Genomic DNA, 21,700 nt, shown 5'->3' with positions numbered 1-21,700 from the left:
ACACGGAGAATACTATGATCGTGATTCAGTATGTTGCCCGCTTTGATGGACCGAAATCGGAAGGTCTGCTGCGTTGGGGCAGTGAAAGTTTTAGTGCCAGCAGCGGTCCCGACGGAGCAGGAACAATCCCGGTCGGAGATTACGACATAGAGATTGATGGGGTGGTCGAGAATCCGGCGGACGAATACTGCGCGAAGGACGGCAACAAAAGAATCTGCTTCTTCATTCCGGTCGAACCTCACGCCCAGTTCAACCGGGACGGTTTTGGAATTCACCCAAATGCGAATGCACCAGAGCTATTTGGATGTTTGGTCCTGGCCGCTGGCGCCGCTCGATCATTTTGGAAAAAGTGGAAAAGCACGACGAAAGGCAACCTTCCAACCGTCCTCAAGGTTAAGGCGCGAGAAACAAACTCTGCAACGACAGTAAAGCGCCAGAAGCAACCTACCAAGCGGGCCGGCGCGCCACCAAACAGGAAAGCAAGCCGGGCAAGACGTTCCTAGCCCAAGGGCATTCGCCGCGACACGCGCTGGCGAGGGGGCGCTGGATTGCCGCGCCGAGAGGCCCAAAACGGCAAGACGAACCGTAGCAGCGGCCGCCTCGAAGTAACCAGCCATCCGGCACCTTGACTGCCCGCAGGCCGCGGCCCCTAAGGATAGGAATTGCCTACCAAAATAGGGTGGAGTTGAGGCGAAAACGGCCTCGTTTTAAATACTGGCCGGGTCTTTGAAACGTTGAAACCGCCCTGATGACCCGTTGAATTGAGATTTCTAACCCGGCTCCGCACACTCGCGGCGATCTGCATTACTCTTTGCCCAAGCGGGGGGAATTATGTACTTCTTGATTTATCTGGTCGTCTTCACCGCCGCTTCCCTGCTCCTCCTGCATCTACTCCTGCGGGCCCACTTCGGGTCGCCTACGTCGATCTGGATCTGGGTCGAATACATTTGGTGCGTACTCTCTTTTGTCGCGTTGTTCCTTGCTAACATTCAGATCAAGGACAAGACCGACGCGATCCAGGCCGATTTGTACAAATCTCAAATCGAAAAAATGTGGGATAATGTCGTCGAGACAGGCAAGGTAATTCTGGGCGATCTCACGCCGGAAGTGAAGGCTGCGCTTCTGAAAGAACACCCATCAATCGACTCAAGTGGGCTAGCCAGCATCAGCCGCCTCAAGCGTTCCGAAGAGAAGATTCCTCCCTATGATGACCTGAGGCACTTTTACTGGAGACGTGGGCCGCTTCTATTTTGCAAGGCGATGTTCGGCGAAGAGATGAGCGTTACTGAGCAGCGATCGATCATCTCCACTTTCAAGTTCAGCATGAGCCCTTCCGAACATTTCTGGATCGAGGCCGCACAGGAGTGCGCTGACGCGAAGGAACTCACCGATAAATCGACATATGTCTTTCAATACGAGCGCCAGAGAGCGGACCTGCAACCAGCCTACAGTTTGTCTTTTTACTGGAGCTTCTTCCTCGCGTTCGGACTGGCGCTCAAGCTGACGAAGACCACGAGCGATTATGTCGCGCTGAGAAGAAAGAAGATAGTGCAGGAGCAACCTGTCGCCACCGTCAGTGCGCCGCAATAGGATGGTTAAATGGCGTCGCTTAGAGGATAGGCCGCCGATTCAACATCGACAGGGTAAGACGTGCATACAGTTTCACGTGACGGACTTTACGAGCAAGTTTGGGCAAGACCGATGACCAAGGTCGCAGCCGATTATGGCGTAACCAGCACAGCCCTCAAGAAGACCTGCTACCGCCACAAGATCCCTACTCCCGATCGGGGATACTGGGCAAAGCTCGGGCACGGCAAGCCGGTCCGCAAGAGGCCGCTGCTGCCCAGGCTGACTGACACAAAACTGGACCGGGTGCACATCAACGGCGGCACATCGGAGCGCATGTCGGAAGAAGTGAGAAAGGCGGGGACGGAAGTCCGGGAGCGGCTCGCGTCAATGAACCTGCCGCTAACCGCCGCGGCAACAGCTTCTACCGAGTCCGATGCTACAGAGCCTTCAATCCTTGGCGCGACGCGTCGGGCAATTTCCAAGGGTCGTCCCGACGTGCAGGGCTTCAAGAGCAGTCAGGGACGCGGCATTGTCCCTCTCAAAGTCGCGCCGAACTCAATAGACAGGGCCCTTCAACTCCTGACCCGACTTTTTACCCTTGCAGAAACCGAGGGCTACCGTCCAAAGATCAGCGACAGCGGTCTCGATCTTGCGACGGAAGACCAGGCAATCGCTTTTGGCATCGAAGAGCGGCCCCGGAAAACACCACATGAGCCCACCACGGCTGAGTTGAAGCGCAAGGACGACAATCTTCGCTGGGGCTTCTCGAGGGCAGCCTGGCCACAATACGACTATGCGCCGTCCGGACGGCTGTCCGTAGTCATTCACGGCAATTACTACTCAGGGCTCCGCCGCACATATTCTGACAGCAAGACGAAACTAGTTGAAACCATGCTACCAGAGATTATCGCAGGCTTGGCTGAACATGCCGCGCATCTCAGGGAACGCCGGCGCGCCGACGAAGAGCGCCAGCGCCAATACCGGGAAGCGGAAGTCCGGCGCGCGCGCGAAGAAGCCTTCAGTGCGCGCGAAAAACGTCGCCTAGAATTTGTCGATGCTATCCACGAGCAGTTGCTTGAGAGATCAAAACTCTCCGTGGTGCTTGCTCACCTGGAGACCGCTATCGCAGAAGATTCGAACTGTGCTCAGAGCATCTCGGTTTGGATACGACGGCGCATTCAGCAAATCGATGCTCTCACAAGCCCCGCGTTTCTTGATCTGTCGGCAAGATCGGCGAAGCTTGGCTTTGTCGAACCACCGAATGACCGCAACGGCATAGATTCGGGTGGCTACTATAGCTTCCCGTCCACCATCCAACTTCGCTTTTGGTCGATCGACGACGAAAATGAACTGGCGAAATCAATAAGCGCGCTGGAATGGGCTACCAAAGCCGGCCTCGTGCCAGAAAGCGAGAGCGATGACACCACCGCCAGCCAGGCCAGTGGGGCCTTCCGACCGGTGTAGCGCAGCGGATCAGGGCGCGAGTTCGTACGACACCATGCGAATTGATCGCGAGTACGTTTGACCGATCAACTCCGCAACGTAGCCTTACCCTCCTAACGGAAAGGTCACGCGTTCGAATCGCACCGATTCGTAAGTGATTTCGGTAGCTTATGCATCCTGTCGAGGTACTTCCAATCCGAGACTCATCATCGACTCACCAACTGAAATGGGCACTTCAGCACTCGGTTGACGGCTCGCTGACTTTTCGTGGCTTCAGGAGAATCCGGATGACTTGGCAAAGGTTGTCAGGAGGCGGACCTAGCCGCACCTGCGGCTCACCGCAGTTTCAGTCCTAGAGGCGTAACGGCGAAATCGTCAATAGCGACTTCAGCGCTGCGTGCGCCTTGCGCCGCGCCCGGAGCCTATCCTCCGCTCGTGGAGGCGACCGCATCATGTCGTGCCCCGGCCGCGATAGACCTGCGACCGGCCCGCTTCCGAGAACAGGAACGCGGCCGCTACGGCGCCGCTATAAGCGCGCGCCGCGTCGCAGGTCAGCCGGCCACTCACTTGGAGCGCGCCCGCCGAGACAAGTGCGGACGAAAGGGCATTGAACAGGCCCTGTGAGGCAATCGGATCGAAGGCGCAGGCGGCGTCGCCGACCGCCAGCCAGCTTTCGCCGGCCATTTCGGTCAAGATGCTCGCGGAGGAATCGACGCGCCTGAGGGCATCGGGCGCCGTTGCCGTTCCTGGCTTGCGAATGCGCCAGATCTGCACCTTACCGACGGGGCCTTCGATCCGGTAGGACCAACTGGTTTCATCATGCTTCCGGACATCGAGCCATACCGGCGCGACGCTGTCCGAATGAAGCGCGCTTTCCTCGATCAACTCCGCCACTCTGCGATCGCGTATTGCGATACGGGCTCCCTTGCGCCGCGCCACCATCGCAACACGGCCGGTGGCATCAATGAGTGTGCCGCCGAAGGCAAGCGTTTCGGAGACGCCTCGGCCAATTGCGAGGCGAACGCCGCCCTCCACCAGTCCCGTCACGCGCGCCTCGACAAACACGACCCCGGCGGCAGCGGCCGCGTCCCGCAGGCTGCGGTCGAAGCTTGCCCGATCGACCACATGACCGGTGCGACGTGGATGCCGGAGGAAGTCCTCGTGCTCAGGTTGGCCCGAATCCCACCACCTGCGAATGCCGAGGCAGGGCCGCGCGATAGCGGGATTGGACAGCAGGGACGACAATCCCAGCGCATCGACGGTGCCGAGCGCAGCAGGCGCGAGCAGTTCCAGTCGTCCGGCTGCCGACGGGCCGGGATCAACTACGACGACGCCGCGGCCTTTCAACGCCAACAGCCGCGCGATCGTCAGACCGCTTGGTCCGGCGCCCGCCACAAGAAATTCCGCACGCAGCTGCGGCAAGGTCAGATCTCGCCCTGACGATACCTTCGCTTCGGTGGCGGTTGGATCGTCGTGGCCGGCCGCGACCTGTTCACCGCTGGGCTCGTCAACGCAGCCGAAGCCGGCTTGCCGTCGAACAAATCCTCGACCTTTGCCGTCAGATGGTACTTCGGATCGCCAGTGTCGTCGATCGGTACACCCTTGTGGTGGCGGCCTTGCTCGACGCGAAGTTCTTGGACCGGCAGAGACGCCGGGGCGCCCTCCACCGGCAGCACCATGCCCAGTTCGGACCACTCCTTGATCATCAGCGACAGACGGTCGTAGGAGTCGTTGCCCCTTATGTCGCGCAACCAGTCAACTCTGTTCATGAGATGCTTTAAGATCTGTTGTTGGGCTTGCGATTCGACTTTTTCAGCGAGCGCGGCTGCCCTCAGGAAATTGCCGTCCGCCAGCACCTGATCCGGCGCGCGCGGCCCCCAGAATGTCGGCATCGACAGGAAGGTTGAAGGAAAGTAGTCGGCGGCCGAGTTGCAGGAGGTGTGATCGGTTTGCCAGGGCACGCCAAGGAAGCGAGTCAGGCATCCTGCAGCCGCCCCATCGTATGGTCCCTTGGCGCCGGTGCAGACCGAAGGCGTCAGCGTATCGCCGAAATCCTGCTTCGCCGGGTCATCGCCCGGGAGAACTTTGAGGCGGTATTTCGACTTCCAGAGCAGCGGAATCCGCATCACCCATGTCATTTCCATCGCGGGATGGAATGGTCCGCCCAAGCAATCGTGCAACGGCGCGCGTTCGAGATGTTCGACCTGCTCTACTGCCGTCAGTTTGGAGAATAACACGACCGGCGCGGAAACCGATGCACCTGGTGTAAAGTTGCCGCTGGCCCATCGGGTAAGATGTGCATATTGCGTACGCGTGACTGCTAGGAGGGCACTAGGAACCTGTGGCTGGGTGTCGTCGAACAGCACGTCGACCCCGTCGCCATAGGTCTGGGGCACCTGATCCTTGATCACGGTACCGCCCGCGCCGGGATCGCGAAACAGTTCTAGAACCCGCTTTCGCCACGCGGCGTTGGGAGCCGTATTGTCATTCAGCTTGGCAGCGACCCTGGGATCATTTGCGTCCAGCGAAGAGCCGAAGCCGTGAACTATGAAGAGACCATGGTTGACCCATTGCATACCAGTCAGCCGCTGAAACAGCGGCAGTACGTCATCCCCAAATGACGTCGAACTGGGTGGCTGCAGCCACTTCTGGTCGTAGAAGACCTCCCTGACGACATCGTCCATCGTCACGAGCCCGAACAAACCGGGCGCATAGTTCGGCGGGGTCACGGTAACATAGCCAGGCTCAGCGTCGATCGGATCATGGCCCTCAAACGTGACTCTCGCCCGCACCGGCCCGTCGCAGAGATCGTCGTGCCATCCAGAATTGTTGGCGAATGTAACCGGCTGCATGTTGCCGCGGAACGCATCCGCATTTCCCCTGCCGCCTAGGAAAAGCAAGCGTCCCTCGGCATCTGTGCGAAGTTCGCCGAGATAGACCTGTTTGCCAAAAAACCTGCCGTCGCCGAACGGAAGGGAGGCCGCGTTCTGGCCGGAAATGCTCCGCGCCGTGGGGATGATATCGAGGCGCCAGCGGTCCTCTGGGCCCACGATATCGCGATTGCGAAGTAGCGCGTTCTGGCTGATCTGCCCCAGGTCCATCGCTTGGTTGAACTCGTACCAACCGGCCTTGAGATTGGCGACCGAGACGTGCCACTCGATGGTGGCCGCAGCTGCCGTCACTTCCTGCACACTGCCGTCGCGCATGTGCGCGTAGACGCGAAAGCGAGCAGCCTGCCGCTTGATCTGTCCCTTGGCGTTCCGGAAGTCTCCGACATAACGCGCGGGCTGCTCGCCGCCGCCCGGCAAAGTCGGCGAGCCACCGATCACCTCGGGCCCGATGACGTATTCGTGCGGGCCGTCGGCGTTGCCGACGCGGGCTACTCCGATCGGAGGATAGACCTTCAATTCGCTGATCGCTTTTGGGTCAATCATCCCTGCACCTTTCAAAAATCGATTGTTGACCGAAAATCATCGTAACGAATATGACGCGGCGGCCCCGCGGGATGCGCCGCTCAACGCGGTTTGTCCGGCTCCTGCATGGACTGTCCGTTCAGGCTGCGGCGTACCGCGGCCGAAGCCGGATAGGCGATCCGCCTCGCATCGGCGATCGAGCCGAGCGGCCTGTTCTCATACAAGGTCCGCCACGACGAGAATGCGAGGCCCTCGCCGTAAGCCGCCTGGCCGGCCGCGTCGATGTCCTGGGCCGGAATATCCAGACGCGCGACGCTCACGAAAGGCGCGATCTTCTCGTCCCAGCGTTCGGTGGCCCGGTCGAGCGGGGTGACGCTGTCGTCCACGAATAGTTGGGCTTCGATGGCGAACGAAATCGCACCGGACTTAAGCCGGCGCTTGATGTCGTCGGCGAGGTAGTTCCGTGACGAGCCGGGATCGGCGTCGGCAAGCGGTGGCGCGGCAATCAACCGGTATTTCACGATGGCGTCGCCGAGCGCATAGGGCAGCGTACTCGACCAGCGCGCCGTGGCGAGGCTTTTCTCAACCTTGGCCATTTCGTTCAGGATGGCCTGCGAGCGTGCGTGAACCGCATTGAAAGCGTCGGACTCCTTGTCGGATGAGATCGCCGCCATGTCGCGGGCATTGTCGACGAAGAAGACATCGCTGTTCTGAAAGATCAGGTCGGCGGTCGATGCTAGCGGATTGTCGGTCGCAAGCGTCGGCCCGGCGACACCGAACAGTTTCAGCGCGAAGCCGAGCGTGTTGTTTTTCTGGTCCGGCGTATCCGGCGGCGCATCGCTGGACCAGCGCATCCAGACATCGAACGGCCCCTGCGCCCAGAGGCCGACGCGAAACTTGTCCGGGCACCCATCCGCAACGCTGAGCTTGCCCTTGGCCACGCCATGCTGCTTGCGGAAGACCGCCCGCTCCGCCGGCTTTTCACCTTTCGCAATGCGCACCTTCTGGAACTTGTCGACAAACGAGGCTCGGATGTCCTCGATCGGCTCAAAGTTGCTGTTTGGGGGCACGGTCGATGCAGCGGCCGTCGCCGCTCCGCTCGCTTGGCGCAGGTACGACTTCATGGGCTAGTCTCCAGTGAAAACGGTTCGTGCGATTCAAATCAATGGCGGAGCGGTTGCCCTGCGATAGGACGGCCACATCCAAAGGTTGTTTTCGATGCTAGTACAATGGCGGCGGCGGCGCCAGCCGCGCGCGATCAAGAATTTTGCAACTTTCCCGTCGGCCTATTCCGGGCGATTGCCGGCCTGCACCACCCGGCACGGAACAGAAGGGGAGCGCCGGGCGACCGGCGGTGATTTGGCGTACGAGCAGCAGTTCGCCGGTTGCAACACAATACGACGCGGTGACGATTGCAGTGAAAGCGGATTCATGATGATCGATTTGTCAGGCATCCGCTAGGCCCCCGACCTACTTCGGCGTGGCCCTGCGGTTCGGCCGCAAACCGAAATTCCGTGGCTCGGTTCAGCGCCCAGCTTTCCGCTCTATCTCAAGGCGCTCCAGGGCGCCACGACGCAGATTGGCTAGTTGTTCGAGCAGTCCTTCCGGATCAACGAGCGGGTTCGGCTCGTCTCGCCTGCGCGACAGCACTTTCTCGCGAAGCTCAGTCAGGCCGTTAGAAAATGGATGAGTGGTTAGATGGACCCTAACCGGGTTGTTGGGTTGCTCGACTAACTGCCTAATCCGGTCCAGGCTACTGATGAATTCTTCGACCTGCTTTGAATTTTCGATCGCGTTGAGACCTAAGGGTGTCTTGCCTGGATGCGTTCTGACCCACACCATGAGAACGGTCCGATGCCTAAGGGATCTCCCCATCAAGACGCCGGGTTAAGCTTCGGCACGACCCTATTCAATTCGCCTACAGCGCGGATGCCAACCAGCCGGTCGCGCGGTTACGATCATCAAAGGTCCGAAGCATCAACAGCTCCAGGTCACCTTTACGAGGACTATGATAGGCCTTTTGAAGCTCGCGCTTATGGACGTTCTTCAATCAACTTTTCAAGCTAGGCGATGTCCCGTTTGAGCGCACGCAAAAGCTCCCTCGGATGCTGAGGGCCCTTCTCCTCCCAAGAAGATCAATAATTCATATCTGTATTTCAATGACATATGAGTTCGTAGTTTTGTTCTGGATGGCGCGCCATCTCTCATAAGAGATTGGGCATTGGCTAGCCTGTACATCGTGGCGCTTCTTCCCAAATTAGACAGGGTGCTGCTCAGAACCGGCGACGGTGCACCTTTGAGAACGTTGCTTGTCCCACAATGGAGAAGCAGGGCGGGGGAGAGACAGTGCCAGTCAATCCCCGTTGAAAGATAAAGCATTTTCGACCTCGCGAATCAAAACCCACCATTTCAGCCACGCGCGAAAATGGAATTTCGCCTGCGCTTCGCTGGGCAACGCAGAGAGCACGAGGGGACACACCGTCCCAACCGGGCGATCGGCCTGCGCGCAGCGAACATCACTCACCACTGGTATTTGACGGTGCCCTTTCCTGTATAGCTGCGGGTCGTTTTGGAGAACTCGCTCTCGAAAGAGGCGGCGAGCGAGAAGCCGCTGGGCCAGCGCACTTCGGTGACCACCGAAACGAGCCCCGCATCGGCCGCCTGCGCCGCGCCGTTGACGATGAAGCCGGAAGCCGGCAGTGCTGCGAAAGCGGCCTGGAGGCTGCGGTCGGTGTTGAAGTTGTGCGCCCAGGCGGCGCGGCCGCCCAGCGTCATGGCCGCTGTGCCGTCGTTGATCAAAAAGCTGCGGTCGGCGCGCAGGCCAAGTTCGCTACGCGAGGCCGTGATGTCCTTCGCCGTATAGCTCAGTGCAAACAGTCCGCTTCCTGCCAACACGCGTTCGGCATAGCTCGGCATGAACAGCGTGGTGAACTGCCCCGCCGCATACGGCGTCACCCCCAGCCACAACGTCGCGAACCGGTAGCCGCCTTCCAGCCGCCCGGACAGCGCATTGGCCTCAAAGTGCCCGCGCAGATGGGTGTCGAGCACCGTTCGGTCGGTGGTCACGTCCTGCCAGCCATAGGCCAATGCGCCGGAGAGATAGGCCGCTCCGAGACCATGCCGGCCATAGACGCCAGCCTGGAAGGCGTCCGACCGGCCGCTGCCGAGCCCACCGGCGAGACCATAGCCCGTACCTGCACCGCTCATCGCAAAGCCGAGCACCGTATCTTGCAAGACATGATAGTCCGCTCCCACCGCCGTGCCATAGATCTGCGCGGTGGTGTCCGCCGATCCGGTCAGCGCGTTGCCGCCTGTGGTCTGGCCGCCGCCATAGCCCGTCGCCCACACGTTCCAGCGGGGTTCGTAGAACGGGGCGACGCGCGGCGGCGCCTTGGTGATCAGCGCGGCATAGGCGCCCGCCGCACCGCTCTCCTCGGCATACGACGGCGCAACCGACGCCATCGCCACGCCTTGCGGCCCCGTCCGGCCTGGGATGGCAGGATCGGTCAACAGCTCAGTGAAGCGATTCATCGCATCGAAGCTGGCCTGCTGCACCCCGGTTGCCGCCTCGCCCGAGGCCACCGTCAGGCCTCGTGGCGACAACGCGCCAAACGCCAGCGGAATGCCGCCCACGCGGTTGAACGAATTGACCAGCGCGGTGGATACGCTCTGCTGATTCCGGCTCAACCCGGCAACATTCATCACCAGGTTCAGATAGGTGTCGTTGGCATCGTAGCTGAGATTCGCCGCGAAGTTCTTCGGCAGGTTGGTGTTGACTGGTCCATGAAAGGTACCGCTCACGCCTCCGGCAGCATTGAGAATGTTATATCTCTTCATCACATAACTGCCCGGCGACCAGACCGCCAGTACGCTGGCGCCGCCGAGCATTGCAGTGCCAGTCACGTTGGTGCGGTCGGCGTTGGTCGGCGACATCTGCACGAGATAGCTCGCCGCCGCTGTGAATACCAAGTTGCCCTGCACGCTGAGCAGGCCGATCGAGTTACCTGGTGACAGCGTGCCGCCGTTGATGGTGACGTTGCCGACAGTGCCGGTGCCGCCGAGCAGACCGCCGACGTTGACTGTGGTCATCGAAGACGAAGCAATCGAGCCGTTCACGATCAGCGCACCGCCGTCGACCGAAGTCGGGCCGGTATAAAAGTTGATCCCCCTGAGGATCAACGTGCCTCCACCCGACTTGGTCAGAGCCCCCGCGTATTCCGCATCTGTTTTGACTTTGAGCGCTGCAAGACGGACTTGAAGCACCTTGGCTGCGGGATCGCTGCCCCGAGCAGCAATTTCCCCGGTCAGATCGACGATCTCCTGCGCCTCTTCCCGCTTGCGCTGCCTCAGCGCCGCATCCGAAATGCTGTTGCTCCAGATGTCGGTAACACCGGTCGGAAGATTGTAGTTTTCGCGACGCAATAATTGGCCCGGACCATTCATCGCGGCCTTGAGATCGGGAATGCCCCAGCCATAGATCTCGTTGACGCCCGAATAGCCTTTGGGCTGTCGCGCCGTGGTCAGCAGCACGTCGCGTGCCTGCTCATTGGTCATGTAGGCATATCGCTGCATGACCAGCGCGAGGGCGCCAGTCACGTGCGGCGCCGCCATTGAGGTACCGCTCTTGCGGCCATAGCTCGGCTTGCCGGCACTGACCACAGTGCTGTCGATACCAACGCCCGGAGCTGCAAGACACCAGTACTTGGCCAGGCCACATTTGTTGAACTGTTGCTTCTCTGCCCGATCTATTGCAGTGACTGCAATCCATTCGTGTTCAAGCTCCGGCCGAAAATAGGGCAACGACGCCCGCACCGACGGATTGTCAAACCCGGCATTGCCAGCCGTGAAGACCATGATGACGCGCCGTTGTGCGGCCTCGGCAGCGGCATCGAGCCAGGTCTTCTTCCCGACATAGCCCATGTAGCCTTTGAGCACGCCCTGCCTGGTACTGTAGTCGTCCTCATCAGGCGGGTTGCCCCAGCTTGAGTTGATGACCCTGACGCCGGCGGTGACCAGGTTGCCGTAGGCCCCCTTGAAATAATTGTAGTCCTCGTTCGGGCCGTAAATCATGTTGTCGGTGCCGCCTGTGTTCGACACATGAAGCTCACCGTCAAACGCCACGCCGTGCATTTCCTTACCGTCGCGCGATGCGGCGATCGTTCCGGAGACATGCGTTCCGTGTGAGTCATTCACACCATCGATCCAGCTGCCTGTATCGGAATAGAAATCACCCCGCTTGAACGCGCCGTCGGTCGGGCCATAGCGATACCCATCCGCCCCATATTGGCCCTGGTTCGATAGAACGTGAATCCTGGGTTTCTGGAATTTCGGATGGGAGCTGAGGATGCCTGAATCGACGATGCCGATCTGGATACCCTTACCGGTGATGCGATTGGCATAGGCATATTGGGCATTCATCGCCTTGAGTCCCCAGTCGCCGTTGAATTCAGGCGTCATCCAGCTCTTGGCTGCGACCTCAAGATCGCTGGTCGTCGTGCCGTTGGCGCTTAGGTAGAGCTGTTGAGCACATGCCTGCTGCGCCAGAGCCACTGCACAGATAGAAACGCCGCCGAGCCACAAGGCGCGTTTGATGAAGTTGCTGAGATTATCGGACATCGGATACCCCCTTGTGTTCGATTTGCCTTGGGACGCGTCAAAAGCGCGGACGCGTCCGGGACTGCACCGTTAGGGCCGCAGCAACGCGGAAGGCCGCGACACAGCGCGATTTAGTACGGCGTGAGGGAGTGCCATCCCGGACAAATCGGGGTCGATGCGACCAATTTGGGGGCGATCAATATCGTCGACGTTTTTCGCAGGGAAACGCCGCAAGCCTAAGGAAAATCGTGGCTGGTTTGTTGCACCAAGGCGTACCCGCTCAGGATCAACGCGGCAAAGGATCGGGGGACACCACACAACGAGGGACAGTTCGCAGCGCCTGCCAGCCCGAGATCGAGAAACTCTGTGGTGGTCAGGAGCGAAGAGCCGGCCGTTGCCTGCGAAGCCAGAAGCCACTCGGCAAGCTGATCTGAGCACCAGGGCAGGTCCAGGTTACGAGCCTTTCCTACTCGGCCTGCTGCCGGTCCGGTGATCCCCCTGCTAAGACTGTTCACACTGCCCCGAGCACGCCACCGGTTGCTCGGTCGATCTCTTCGACATAGCGGCGGCGCGCGAGCGACTCGGGCAAATAGCCGATCACCTTGCGGCTGTCGGCGGATTCGACCACGGCCAGAAGATCCGCCTCCGCCTTGTCGAACACGGCCATCGCGGTCTTCACGTTCATCTCGGGCAGCAGCACGTCGTCGAAATAGCGCGCGAGCTCCACCACCTGGATGTCGTCCGCGATGGCATCGAGCTCGACGGAATAAAGTTCTGGAAGCAGCACCAGTCCGCAATATTCGTCGGCGTCGTTGACGACCACGATCGCCTGCAGCGAGCTCAAGGGGAACTCGCGGCGGCAGGCCGCGATGGTCGAGGTCGATGGCGCCTTGGCGACGTCGCTGCGCATCATCCGCTCCACCGACAGGTTGCGCAGCCAGCCGACGTCGTTGGCACTTCGGATGGTCTCCCCGCGCAGGTGCAGGCGCCAGGTCGAGAACGAATGGCCGAACATGAAGCGGACGCAGATGCTGGTGACGATGCAGCCAGCCAGCACAACGGCGGTGACGTCGACGCTGCGTGTCAACTCCAGCACCAGGAACGACATCGTCAGCGGACCGCCGACGATGGCGACGCCGAGCGTCGCCATGCCCGTGAGCATGCCGACCAAGGGATCAATTCCGAGCTTCGGGCTGGCGAGGATCACCAGCGCGGCGAACAATTTTCCGAGCAGGCTGCCGACGAACAGCGAGGCGAAAAAGAGACCGCCGCGGAAGCCGGAGGCGAGCGAGATCATGCAGGCGGCAAGCTTCAGCACGATGATCGTCGCAATCAGGCCCGCCGCCATCTCGTGGTGCATGTCGAGCACCATCGCGCCGTGGCCGGCGGCGAGCACCTGCGGCGTGACGATCGCCAGCGCGCCGACGCAAATTCCGCCGATCGCCGGCCTGATCCAGAGCGGAAGCCAGGATTGTGTGAACAAGCGCTCGAACAGAACGGAGCTTCGCATCACCAGAATTCCGACACCACCGGCGATCAACGCCAGCACGATCAGAGCAAGATATTGCTCGACGCTGACCGTGCCGACGCTCGGAACTTCCAGCAAATAGGGCGAGCCGCCGAACCATTGCGCGGCGAGCGCGCCCGACAGCGACGCGGCGAGAATGGGGGCTGCACTCGCCACCGAGTAAACGCCGACGATCAGCTCATAGGCATAGAACGCGCCGGTGATCGGGGCGCCGAACGCCGCCGCGATCGCGGCGGCCGCGCCGCAGCCGACGATCAGGCGGAGGTCGGCGCGCCTCAAATTGAGGAACTGGCCGAGCAGGGAGGCGACGCCCGAGCCGATCTGGGTGTAGCCCGCCTCGAGCCCGACCGAGGCGCCGCAGCCGTTGGAGATCAGGGTCTGGCTCGAGACCACCACGCTGTCGCGGAGCGAGAGATGTCCACCGCGCAGCGCGTTGGCCTCGATCGGGTCGACCGCGCTCGATATCTTCAGGCGCCGCCGCGACCACTCCATGATCCCGAGCGCGAGCCCTCCGACCGCGGGGGCGCTCAGCGCCGCCCACGGGTTGATATGGTCATGGGCGCTGAGGCGGACGTCGACCGGGATCCCGTAGATCAGGACATGGGCGATCTGGGCGACCTCGCTCATCAGCGTGACAATGGCACCTGCCATGAGGCCTACCAGGAGCGCCAGCGGGATCAGGTAGAATTCGTTGCGACGCAAAAGCGCGCGCACCCGAACCAACAATTTGTTGGTTGCTCTTCGCAGGACAATGTGGCGGATCGCCAACACCATTCGGCTCTTGTAAGGTCCTGTCAGAGAAAGCTCAGCGGACCGGATGTGCGATGCCCATCGGGCTTCAGGCTGCTCCGCGAATCTGGACAGGTCAATGAGAATCGGAATTGCCCCTTCTGGGTGCAATTGCTGATGGACCGACCAAGCTGGTACTCGAACACTGGCCCCTGATGCCATACGGCCGAGCCAAATAGCATCCTCCGCGAACTGCATGCTGCCGGGGCCGGAGTTGATCGGCCGGGTGATCGTCCTGACAGACGGTAAGGCAGGCGCCATCATCGCCTCTGGGTCCGGTGATCGATCAACAGGTTGCCAGCCAGCCCGAGCCGCCAAGTAGATCCTTCGCCACCTGGCCATCAGCTCGCGGGCGAAGGACTTGAGGCCCGCCATGGCTGCCGCGTCCTCGGCGACACGATGAAACGGAAGTGATGACGGTCGCTCTCGCACGCTCCGCGAAGGCACAGCCGTCGACGTCCTCGGTCTGCGGCCCGAACAGCCGCGCCTTGTCCGTGTCGTCGGTCCCCCTTCGCGGTGGAGATAATTGAGGTGGGCGACGAACGAGGACCGTGCCCGCTGCGAAGTGGATGAGCAGATGCCGCCGGACTGGGTGTGGACTCACGATCCTCAGCCATCGCCAACCTCGGTAATGTTTAATAGATCGCGGAATGTCAGTGACTTGCGTGCAGCGCGCACATTGCTGCCCAGGCGAGCACCTTGCGCGGCAGGCGGAAAACTCCAAACAACACAACAAACCGACCGAGGCGCAATGTGCGCCCTTTTATCTCGCCATCGCTCGGTCGTCCTTGGTAAGCGTCCGAGTCCTGCACGTCTCTTCGATGGTGTGTTCTCGTTCCATTTCGGGTCCTCTGCTGCTGTGGAGGATCTCCGATGGCGCCTCGTCGTTCATGGGCAAAGGCGAACCCCTGCTGGTCGTTGCACGTTCACAGTTGGTACTGCGGCGACCAGGATGCGGAGGAATATTGCGGCCGGCGCAAGCTTTCGATGGCGACGTTTGAGCGCTGGGTGCGCCATCTGGTGAGTCCGGAAGATTTGTGCAAAACGGACAGAAATGCTGCAGAATTTTGCGCCGCGCGACGACAGAACGTCAGCGCAAGAAGCGGCCGCCGAAGCGGCGCAAGAGGCCCTCGCGCTATCGCTATTCGTGCGCACGAACTGCGGTCCGATCGCGCTTCGAGCGTTCTGAGCATGCATCTCGAGGCGATGAACTGGAGCGGCATGGGCATGCCGAGTATGCCGCGGCGACTCGGCCTTTCGCCCATTCGCTGCGGATCTGGCGCGATCGTCTCGAAGACTCCGGCGAGGAGACAGCCTGGCGATTGTTGCGTCATCCGAGTGCCCGGGCTCAATCAAGCAGCGCTGCTAATTGCGCGCGACCCAAACGCCGGAAGCGGTGGACGGTCAGTGGAACCGGCGTCGGTTCAGCAACAAGCAGAAGCAGGCGATCGTGCAGCAGACGGAGAAGCCCGGCGTCAGCGTGGCGCAGGTTTGCCGCAGCCATGGCGTCGCTACCAGCATGGTGTTCTGCTGGCTGGTCGAGTTCGGCCTGACCGCCCGCAAGGCGCCGCAACCCCGCGACGGTGACGTCCGGCGACGGTGCGGCCAATGAGCTCCTAGCGCTCGCTGTCTTGCGCGATCTGGTGCAGCCGCTGAGCAGCATGATCGCGCTCGAGCTAGCCGATGGACCGCGTGTCGTTGCGCCGGCCGGCAGCGCTCCGGCTGCGGTGATGTGGCAGCTCGCCGCCGGCAGCGTCGCCGTTTCTTCGCAAGAGCGGACCGCTGCAGACCGTCCAAGCGAAGAGCCGCGGCATAACCGCCCAAACGCGCGCAGCATGCCGTCGTGCTCGCACACCCCCTCCGTGGTGAAGCTGCCGCGCGACGCCCGTGTGGCCGCCTTGGACCACCACCGCGCGCCGGTCCCGTAAATATTGGCCTGGAGGAAGGCATGGTCCCGCAATCGATCGAACAAAGGAATGGCAGATCGAATGCACTCGTAACGCACGGTCACCACGACCGATCACGGCAGGCGCGGGCAGACGTCCGCAGTCGCGGGCATCCAGCGGTACATCGGACTGCTTGTTCATGAGAGAAAATTCGCGCTAAGTCGGAGGCCAAGCGGTCTTAGGAAGACAACTATAACACTCAACTCCTTGGCTCACAGAACGACATGGCTACGATCCGACTTGCAGCTCGTGCGCTTCCAGGCGCGATCCGGGATAGGCTTCCTGGCGAACGGCGCTTCGGCGGTGGCACGAAATGTACTATCGGCGCTCTGCATCGGGCGCGAGAAGAGCCGCACTCAACTGCTCACGTCGCTAATTGGATAGCTCGTGAAAGGAAGGACCTGGCGCACGCCCGTTCCTGCCGCGCCAAGGTTGTCGCGCCGCGCATGCCCATGCGTCAAGTTCGCGGTCGAACGACAACTTGGCTACGCAGTGAGCGCCACGGCTTGGCGGTTCTGTTGACCAGACTTCGACTGCGCCGATGCGCAGCACCGCGTGCCGGCCGACGCCTCGATGTCGGTGATCTCTGCGGTCCCGAAGGCTCTTGCAGGGTTCCGGCGACCGCCAGTCGAACCCATCCATTGCTTCCGCCTCATTGCACGCGGCAAACAAGGATCGTGGCGCAATAATTCCGACCGATTGGGCCGCAGGAGGACCCTGGTTTGACACCGCGTGGTCTCCCGAATGACCACGTGGTGGCCGGAGACGACGATCGCTAAATCAAACTTTTGGTCGACGAATTTCTTCTAGGTCGACCCCGCCCCGCGTAGGAGACGCCCCTGTTCGGTCATCCACTTCGCGCGCGCGAGGTGACTCTCGTAAGCGTTCCGTGCGCGGTCCGGCTCACGCTCTGGATCGATATGCAGCACTAATCGAGCGACTTCCCGCCAGTCCGCGCCCTCGCTGTCGGCCTGCAGAAGGCGGATGTACGTGACGACATGCTGCTCGTCATAGGTCGTCATCGCCGATTCATTCGGCGCTGCATCCGCGACGTCGGGGTCCAGCGGCGGTCTAGTCATGTGGCATGCGCTACTTCATCGAAACCTGAGCCTGTCCGGTGGACCAACCTATCTAAATAGGTCGGTTATAGCCAGTGGTTTTATGGCCTACTGAATGGCTGCTTTTGCGCATGAAAGCTCGTGCGCTTGTGGCCTGGAATGTCCGCCGGATCCGCGTCGATCGCGGCATTCCGCAAGAGCAATTGGCATACGATGCCGGAATCGATCGCTCATACATGAGCGGCCTTGAACGGCAATCGGAGAACCCGACGATTGATCTGCTCGACCGACTAGCTGAAACCCTGGGTGTTCAGTTGTCAGAATTCTTCCTTCAGCCGCCTAAAGGAGCGACGACACCCAAGACGTTACCCAAGGGCCGCAAGCCGATTCGACCGAATCGCAAGAAGCAGTAACTGTTCGCGGCTCTTCCAGCCATCTTGGGGGTGGCTAGACGCCAAGCGTTCCACTTTTTCTAATTCGTGCCTTTGTTATCGCGAGCCGGGCCGGAGGCCCGGCGAGCACCGGACGCGGATTCGCGTCGCCGCCGCCGATCCGGCTTGCCGGATCGGTGGCGGCGTCCAGGCACGGGGCCGCACAACCGCCATCCGGTTGCGCGGCCCATATCTTCAGATTGCGCGCTCCATCAAGCGCCTAGCCTTGCCTTCCAGTTCAAGGCGTGTGTCCTGATGAGCCTTGCCGCGCGCAAATGCGGTAATGCCCTGCACGAAATCAAAGATGCTTTCCGGCTTGCGGTTTTCCGCACCCAAAACGATCTCGATGATTTTCGCGGTCTCGGATTTGGAAAACCCGCCTCTGCGGAGGAAGGTCTCCCGATCTTCGTCCGTGCGGGCAACAATCCGCTCCCGCGCCGCCTTGATCCCGGCGACGAACGGCGCGGGCGAGGAATTGGCAAAGCTGGTCAATGCGGGTGCTGCTTCATGGGCGAAGCGTTGTGCGGCAAATTTCGAATGGCGAATGGTGATCTCCTCGAAATGCTCCACGCCCCAGAGATTGCGGTTCATGCAGACGGCGCGGAGATAGAAGCTCGCAATTCCGAGCGTCTTGCTGCCGACTTCGCTGTTCCAGCAATAAAATCCCCGGAAATACAAATCCGGTGAACCATCCGGCAGGCGTCCCGCCTCGATCGGGTTGGTATCGTCGACCAGAAACAGGAACACGTCGCGATCGCTGGCGTAGAGTGTCGTCGTGTCCTTGGTCACGTCCACAAAGGGATTGTGGGTCATGGTCGCCCAGTCCATCACGCCCGGAACCTTCCACCGGGTGTCACCCGTGCCGTTGCCCGCGATCTTCATGACGGCTGCGACCAACTCATGATCCCAGATACGGCCATAGTCCGGCCCGGTGACAGCACGAAGCTCAACGCGCCCGTTGTCGGTTTCCAGGGTTTTCACCAGCTCGGCGCGATGCGACAGCAAGCCGTGTTGCAGGTTGATGGCGGACAGGGCCGCAGGTAGCTGCCGCAGATAGGATGTCGGCGCACCGACCAGCGTACACAACTGGCCAAAGCTCCAATGGGTCGGTGCCACCGGCTCGTCGCGTCCCGGCACTGTCAGGGCCAGCCGCTCGGCACTGTCCCGGCTCGCCTCCACCCGGATCGCCCTGCTTTCCACCGTTCGCGTCTGCGCGCGCTCGGCCCGTCCTCGCACCGATTCATAAAGGTCCGGCAGGTTCAGATACCGCTCGTCATCCGGTCGCGCAAACCACTCGGACGACACGCGGCCGATCCGCTGGCCGCGCGACACATCCACGCGAAAGCCGCCGGACGCAGGCTGTTGGCCTTGGGACAAAGTCATCATGTTCATGGTCGTTCTCCTACGGGCTGAGGTTGAAGCGCAGCGCTGCGCTGCAACCCTGCCCGTCGGCGAGACCTGGGGTAGCAAGGGCAAGGCGGCCGAAGCGGAGGGGGATCACCCGCCTGGCAAGGGCGCGCCGAAGGCTGCGCGTCTGCACGCGCCTGACGACGACGTCGTCATGAAGATCCTCTGCGCGGAAGACCGGGGACACCGCTCCGGCCGGCACGGCGAGCCGTGCTTCACCCTTGCCCGCGCGAGGGCGAAGCCCTTAGCAATCTCTTCAAAGAAAAGCAGCTCTTCTTCAAGGCAGCACAAGCAACGGAAGAAGCCCCGCCTCCGAGGAGGCGGGGCCGATGATCGCCGACGATCAGTCGCCGCTGCGGCGGGACCAGATGAGGGTGAAGCCCTCGTCGCCTTCGACCTTCACCAGCGAGGCGTAGATCGGAGCCGGGAAGCTCGGATCGTCGAGCTTGACCGAGAGGTATTCGCGGTCGCTGTCGCGGGCGGTTTTCTTCCAGGCGGCGCCGAACTCGGTCACACCGGCGAATATGCGGTAGTCGGGCGCCTTGTCGTTGTCCTTCTCGGATGCGGCGAACCGTGCCTTGATGTTCAGCGTCAGCGTCTTGATCGAACCGATGTAGCCGTTGTCCGAAGTGGTGAAGGTGCCGATGGTAGCCATGGTGGTCTCCGCGTGCTGCTCGGGCCGCGCCCATCGCGGCCTCGATGGCGATCCCTGGCCCGGGGAGCGATCGGCCCGCAGCCTTCAGGCCCGCAGCGCAGCGGAGGACGGCGACAAGCCCGCTTTTTTGTCTCCCGCGAGGAATGCCGCCCCTTCGCGGAAGGGGAAAAAAGCAGGCGCAGCCGTTGCGGGAAGGCGATCGAGGCTCTTGCCGTCCCTCGGGCCTGATCAGCCCATTCGAGGTTGCGTTGGACGCGCGCCACGAACGAACCGACGGAGACGACCATGACGGCCGCCACCGGCGCAGCACAAGGACTTGAGTAAAATCGATCGGGCACATGCTGACATCAGCGCATGAATGCCAAGAAAGACGCACCCTCGGAAAACGCCAGCGCCCCTCGTCGCAGTCCCGCGTGCCGAGGCGAAGCTACGTCTGGAGCGATGCGGCAGACCGCAATCTCAATGCTCTAGGCATTACACGAGCACAGCATTCGGCCTTCTCGCTCGCTGCTGATTGACGAGCACGACACAGCCGTCCCTTGGCTGCCGTTGGCGGGTGGATCAGAGTACCCGAGGTCCAGTCAATGGCGGGCCGCTATGCCCGCCGCGAACACCGCCGCTCACCTCTCACACTTCATTGAAAAATGGCTGATTGAAAACGTGATGCAGCGGATTCGCCACCGCGAAGCGGACGGTCACGGGAAAGCCTGGAAGCACTGCCGAGTGCGATCGACCCCATTCGGAAGAGTCATGAAGAGAGGCGCAATTTGGATCTGATGATCGGGATCTAACCGGCCCGGGTCGACAACCGGCGGTGCATGCGATTGATATGGTCGAACAGGGCATATTCGGCATCCGTTATCGCCGCTCGGTCATACTCCTCATAGCGAGAGCGATCCGCGTGGCTGATCAGGTCCTGCAACTCCGGCTCGGCGTAGCGGAGGTTAGCCCGCACCAACGCGATGATCTTGTCCAGCGGAAAATCTCCGCCGTATTCGACCTCAGCGCTTGACGAAATCTGCTTGTCAAACAGTGCGCGCCAGGCACGCTTCACCCGCCGCCAGCGCCGCCCCGATGAAGTCAGCGCATCCCATGCATTTTCCATCCGGTGCCGCAGGTAAGGCGATGCAGCGCCGGTACTGACAGTGATGTGACGTGTCAGGAAGAGAGAGATGAGCGGACGATAGAGGTGAAGTAGACGCTCGCGGTCTCGGTCCCGTGCCTTCATTTGGCGCTCGACGAGGTGCGTGACACACCAGCCCAACACATTGCAGATGGTCAAGACCAACACCGGCACCAGTGCAGCCGGCATCGCCAACTGCAGATCCACGGGCAACGAGGCCAGGATAGACGGCGAGAACCAAATCAAGAGTAAGGCGCCGGAAAGCCCTAACAACAACCACGTTGGCAACGATTTGAACGTATCGAGGACCTTGGTGGCGGTCGCACCGGTTACGGCGTCCATTTCCAATCTCCATGTATCCGGTCGGTTATGTAATTGCGAAATTACACGCTTGAAGTAGGTCTTCCTCCAGCAAGGCGGGCCATATTCGTCTCTTTTCGCACCGCACAATACTTGACAGGGGCGGCAGACCATGTGCGCAGGGCGAGTCCCTGCTCGCCCTGCCCGCCGGCCGAATTGGGTAGCAAGTTCGGGCGCCCCGGGCGGAGCGGGATTGCCCGCCCGCGGAACCGGTCGAAGAGCGCTTCGGCACACGGCGCACGGCAATCGTTCTGACGGTCGAGGAATAAGAACAGAGACCGGAGAGACCACCCCGGGTCAGCGCCGGCGTCTGCCGGCGCCTATCCGAGCGGCGCGAAGGGCGTCCTATAGATCTCAACCCTGAGAATGCTGCGCAGCCCCGC

The 21,700-nt window shown here is 61.3% G+C and carries 15 protein-coding genes; 5 read left to right on the top strand and 10 right to left on the bottom strand.

Annotated features, from left to right (window positions below):
- Window positions 1-14 precede the first annotated feature (14 nt).
- The 3 genes from Q2M23_RS07770 to Q2M23_RS07760 all read left to right on the top strand — a co-directional run bounded on the left by Q2M23_RS07770 (window position 15) and on the right by Q2M23_RS07760 (window position 3,033).
- A complete protein-coding gene (locus tag Q2M23_RS07770; RefSeq protein ID WP_316395234.1) occupies window positions 15-503 on the top strand; it encodes a hypothetical protein in 489 nt (162 codons plus the stop codon).
- 337 nt (window positions 504-840) lie between these two features.
- Window positions 841-1,590, top strand: a complete 750-nt coding sequence (locus tag Q2M23_RS07765) for a hypothetical protein (RefSeq protein ID WP_316395233.1) — start codon at window positions 841-843, stop codon at window positions 1,588-1,590.
- A 111-nt stretch (window positions 1,591-1,701) separates the two neighbouring features.
- Window positions 1,702-3,033, top strand: coding sequence for a hypothetical protein (locus tag Q2M23_RS07760; RefSeq protein ID WP_316395232.1), 1,332 nt, complete (start codon window positions 1,702-1,704; stop codon window positions 3,031-3,033).
- Window positions 3,034-3,462: 429 nt separating this feature from the next.
- On the opposite strand, the gene Q2M23_RS07755 is transcribed toward Q2M23_RS07760, so the two are convergent.
- From Q2M23_RS07755 to Q2M23_RS07730, 6 genes are all read right to left on the bottom strand, one after another.
- Window positions 3,463-4,434, bottom strand: coding sequence for an NAD(P)/FAD-dependent oxidoreductase (locus tag Q2M23_RS07755; RefSeq protein WP_316395231.1), 972 nt, complete (start codon window positions 4,432-4,434; stop codon window positions 3,463-3,465).
- A 2-nt stretch (window positions 4,435-4,436) separates the two neighbouring features.
- Complete coding sequence (locus tag Q2M23_RS07750) at window positions 4,437-6,446, bottom strand: LodA/GoxA family CTQ-dependent oxidase (protein WP_316395230.1); 2,010 nt, start codon at window positions 6,444-6,446, stop codon at window positions 4,437-4,439.
- Window positions 6,447-6,526: 80 nt separating this feature from the next.
- A complete protein-coding gene (locus Q2M23_RS07745) occupies window positions 6,527-7,549 on the bottom strand; it encodes a hypothetical protein (RefSeq protein WP_316395229.1) in 1,023 nt (340 codons plus the stop codon).
- A gap of 400 nt (window positions 7,550-7,949) precedes the next feature.
- A complete protein-coding gene (locus Q2M23_RS07740; RefSeq protein ID WP_316395228.1) occupies window positions 7,950-8,267 on the bottom strand; it encodes a hypothetical protein in 318 nt (105 codons plus the stop codon).
- 678 nt (window positions 8,268-8,945) lie between these two features.
- Window positions 8,946-12,041 (bottom strand): S8 family serine peptidase, encoded by a 3,096-nt coding sequence (locus Q2M23_RS07735; RefSeq protein ID WP_316395227.1) that lies wholly within the window; start codon window positions 12,039-12,041, stop codon window positions 8,946-8,948.
- Window positions 12,042-12,531: 490 nt separating this feature from the next.
- Window positions 12,532-14,322: a chloride channel protein gene (locus Q2M23_RS07730; protein WP_316395226.1), complete on the bottom strand. Its 1,791-nt coding sequence runs from the start codon at window positions 14,320-14,322 to the stop codon at window positions 12,532-12,534.
- A 1,384-nt stretch (window positions 14,323-15,706) separates the two neighbouring features.
- On the opposite strand from Q2M23_RS07730, the gene Q2M23_RS07725 reads away from it, so the two are divergent.
- Window positions 15,707-15,949 (top strand): transposase, encoded by a 243-nt coding sequence (locus tag Q2M23_RS07725; RefSeq protein ID WP_316395225.1) that lies wholly within the window; start codon window positions 15,707-15,709, stop codon window positions 15,947-15,949.
- Window positions 15,950-17,089: 1,140 nt separating this feature from the next.
- Here Q2M23_RS07725 and Q2M23_RS07720 read toward each other — a convergent pair.
- A complete protein-coding gene (locus Q2M23_RS07720) occupies window positions 17,090-17,362 on the bottom strand; it encodes a DUF2285 domain-containing protein (RefSeq protein WP_316395224.1) in 273 nt (90 codons plus the stop codon).
- Window positions 17,363-17,472: 110 nt separating this feature from the next.
- Between Q2M23_RS07720 and Q2M23_RS07715 the strand changes: the two genes are divergently transcribed.
- On the top strand, window positions 17,473-17,754 hold the full coding sequence (locus Q2M23_RS07715) for a helix-turn-helix transcriptional regulator (RefSeq protein ID WP_316395223.1): 282 nt from the start codon (window positions 17,473-17,475) through the stop codon (window positions 17,752-17,754).
- 213 nt (window positions 17,755-17,967) lie between these two features.
- Here Q2M23_RS07715 and Q2M23_RS07710 read toward each other — a convergent pair whose 3' ends face one another.
- The 3 genes from Q2M23_RS07710 to Q2M23_RS07700 form a co-directional block, all read right to left on the bottom strand.
- On the bottom strand, window positions 17,968-19,158 hold the full coding sequence (locus Q2M23_RS07710; RefSeq protein WP_316395265.1) for a DUF932 domain-containing protein: 1,191 nt from the start codon (window positions 19,156-19,158) through the stop codon (window positions 17,968-17,970).
- 364 nt (window positions 19,159-19,522) lie between these two features.
- Window positions 19,523-19,834 carry a DUF736 domain-containing protein gene (locus Q2M23_RS07705; RefSeq protein ID WP_316395222.1) on the bottom strand — a complete coding sequence of 104 codons (312 nt, stop codon included), beginning with the start codon at window positions 19,832-19,834 and terminating at the stop codon, window positions 19,523-19,525.
- A gap of 787 nt (window positions 19,835-20,621) precedes the next feature.
- Window positions 20,622-21,299 carry a hypothetical protein gene (locus tag Q2M23_RS07700; RefSeq protein WP_316395221.1) on the bottom strand — a complete coding sequence of 226 codons (678 nt, stop codon included), beginning with the start codon at window positions 21,297-21,299 and terminating at the stop codon, window positions 20,622-20,624.
- Between the last annotated feature and the right edge of the window lie 401 nt (window positions 21,300-21,700).

The sequence above is a fragment of the Bradyrhizobium sp. 33ap4 genome (assembly GCF_032654765.1).
GTDB lineage: Bacteria > Pseudomonadota > Alphaproteobacteria > Rhizobiales > Xanthobacteraceae > Bradyrhizobium > Bradyrhizobium australafricanum.
This window is presented reverse-complemented; position numbering and strand designations above follow the sequence as displayed.

Bases quoted from the DNA above. Each gene is read 5' to 3' on its own strand.
- Q2M23_RS07750 (WP_316395230.1), bottom strand. From the start codon at position 6,446: ATGATTGACCCAAAAGCGATCAGCGAATTGAAGGTCTATCCTCCGATC.
- Q2M23_RS07720 (WP_316395224.1), bottom strand. From the start codon at position 17,362: ATGACTAGACCGCCGCTGGACCCCGACGTCGCGGATGCAGCGCCGAAT.
- Q2M23_RS07705 (WP_316395222.1), bottom strand. From the start codon at position 19,834: ATGGCTACCATCGGCACCTTCACCACTTCGGACAACGGCTACATCGGT.
- Q2M23_RS07745 (WP_316395229.1), bottom strand. From the start codon at position 7,549: ATGAAGTCGTACCTGCGCCAAGCGAGCGGAGCGGCGACGGCCGCTGCA.
- Q2M23_RS07770 (WP_316395234.1), top strand. From the start codon at position 15: ATGATCGTGATTCAGTATGTTGCCCGCTTTGATGGACCGAAATCGGAA.
- Q2M23_RS07715 (WP_316395223.1), top strand. From the start codon at position 17,473: ATGAAAGCTCGTGCGCTTGTGGCCTGGAATGTCCGCCGGATCCGCGTC.
- Q2M23_RS07710 (WP_316395265.1), bottom strand. From the start codon at position 19,158: ATGATGACTTTGTCCCAAGGCCAACAGCCTGCGTCCGGCGGCTTTCGC.
- Q2M23_RS07735 (WP_316395227.1), bottom strand. From the start codon at position 12,041: ATGTCCGATAATCTCAGCAACTTCATCAAACGCGCCTTGTGGCTCGGC.
- Q2M23_RS07700 (WP_316395221.1), bottom strand. From the start codon at position 21,299: ATGGACGCCGTAACCGGTGCGACCGCCACCAAGGTCCTCGATACGTTC.
- Q2M23_RS07760 (WP_316395232.1), top strand. From the start codon at position 1,702: ATGACCAAGGTCGCAGCCGATTATGGCGTAACCAGCACAGCCCTCAAG.
- Q2M23_RS07730 (WP_316395226.1), bottom strand. From the start codon at position 14,322: ATGGTGTTGGCGATCCGCCACATTGTCCTGCGAAGAGCAACCAACAAA.
- Q2M23_RS07740 (WP_316395228.1), bottom strand. From the start codon at position 8,267: ATGGTGTGGGTCAGAACGCATCCAGGCAAGACACCCTTAGGTCTCAAC.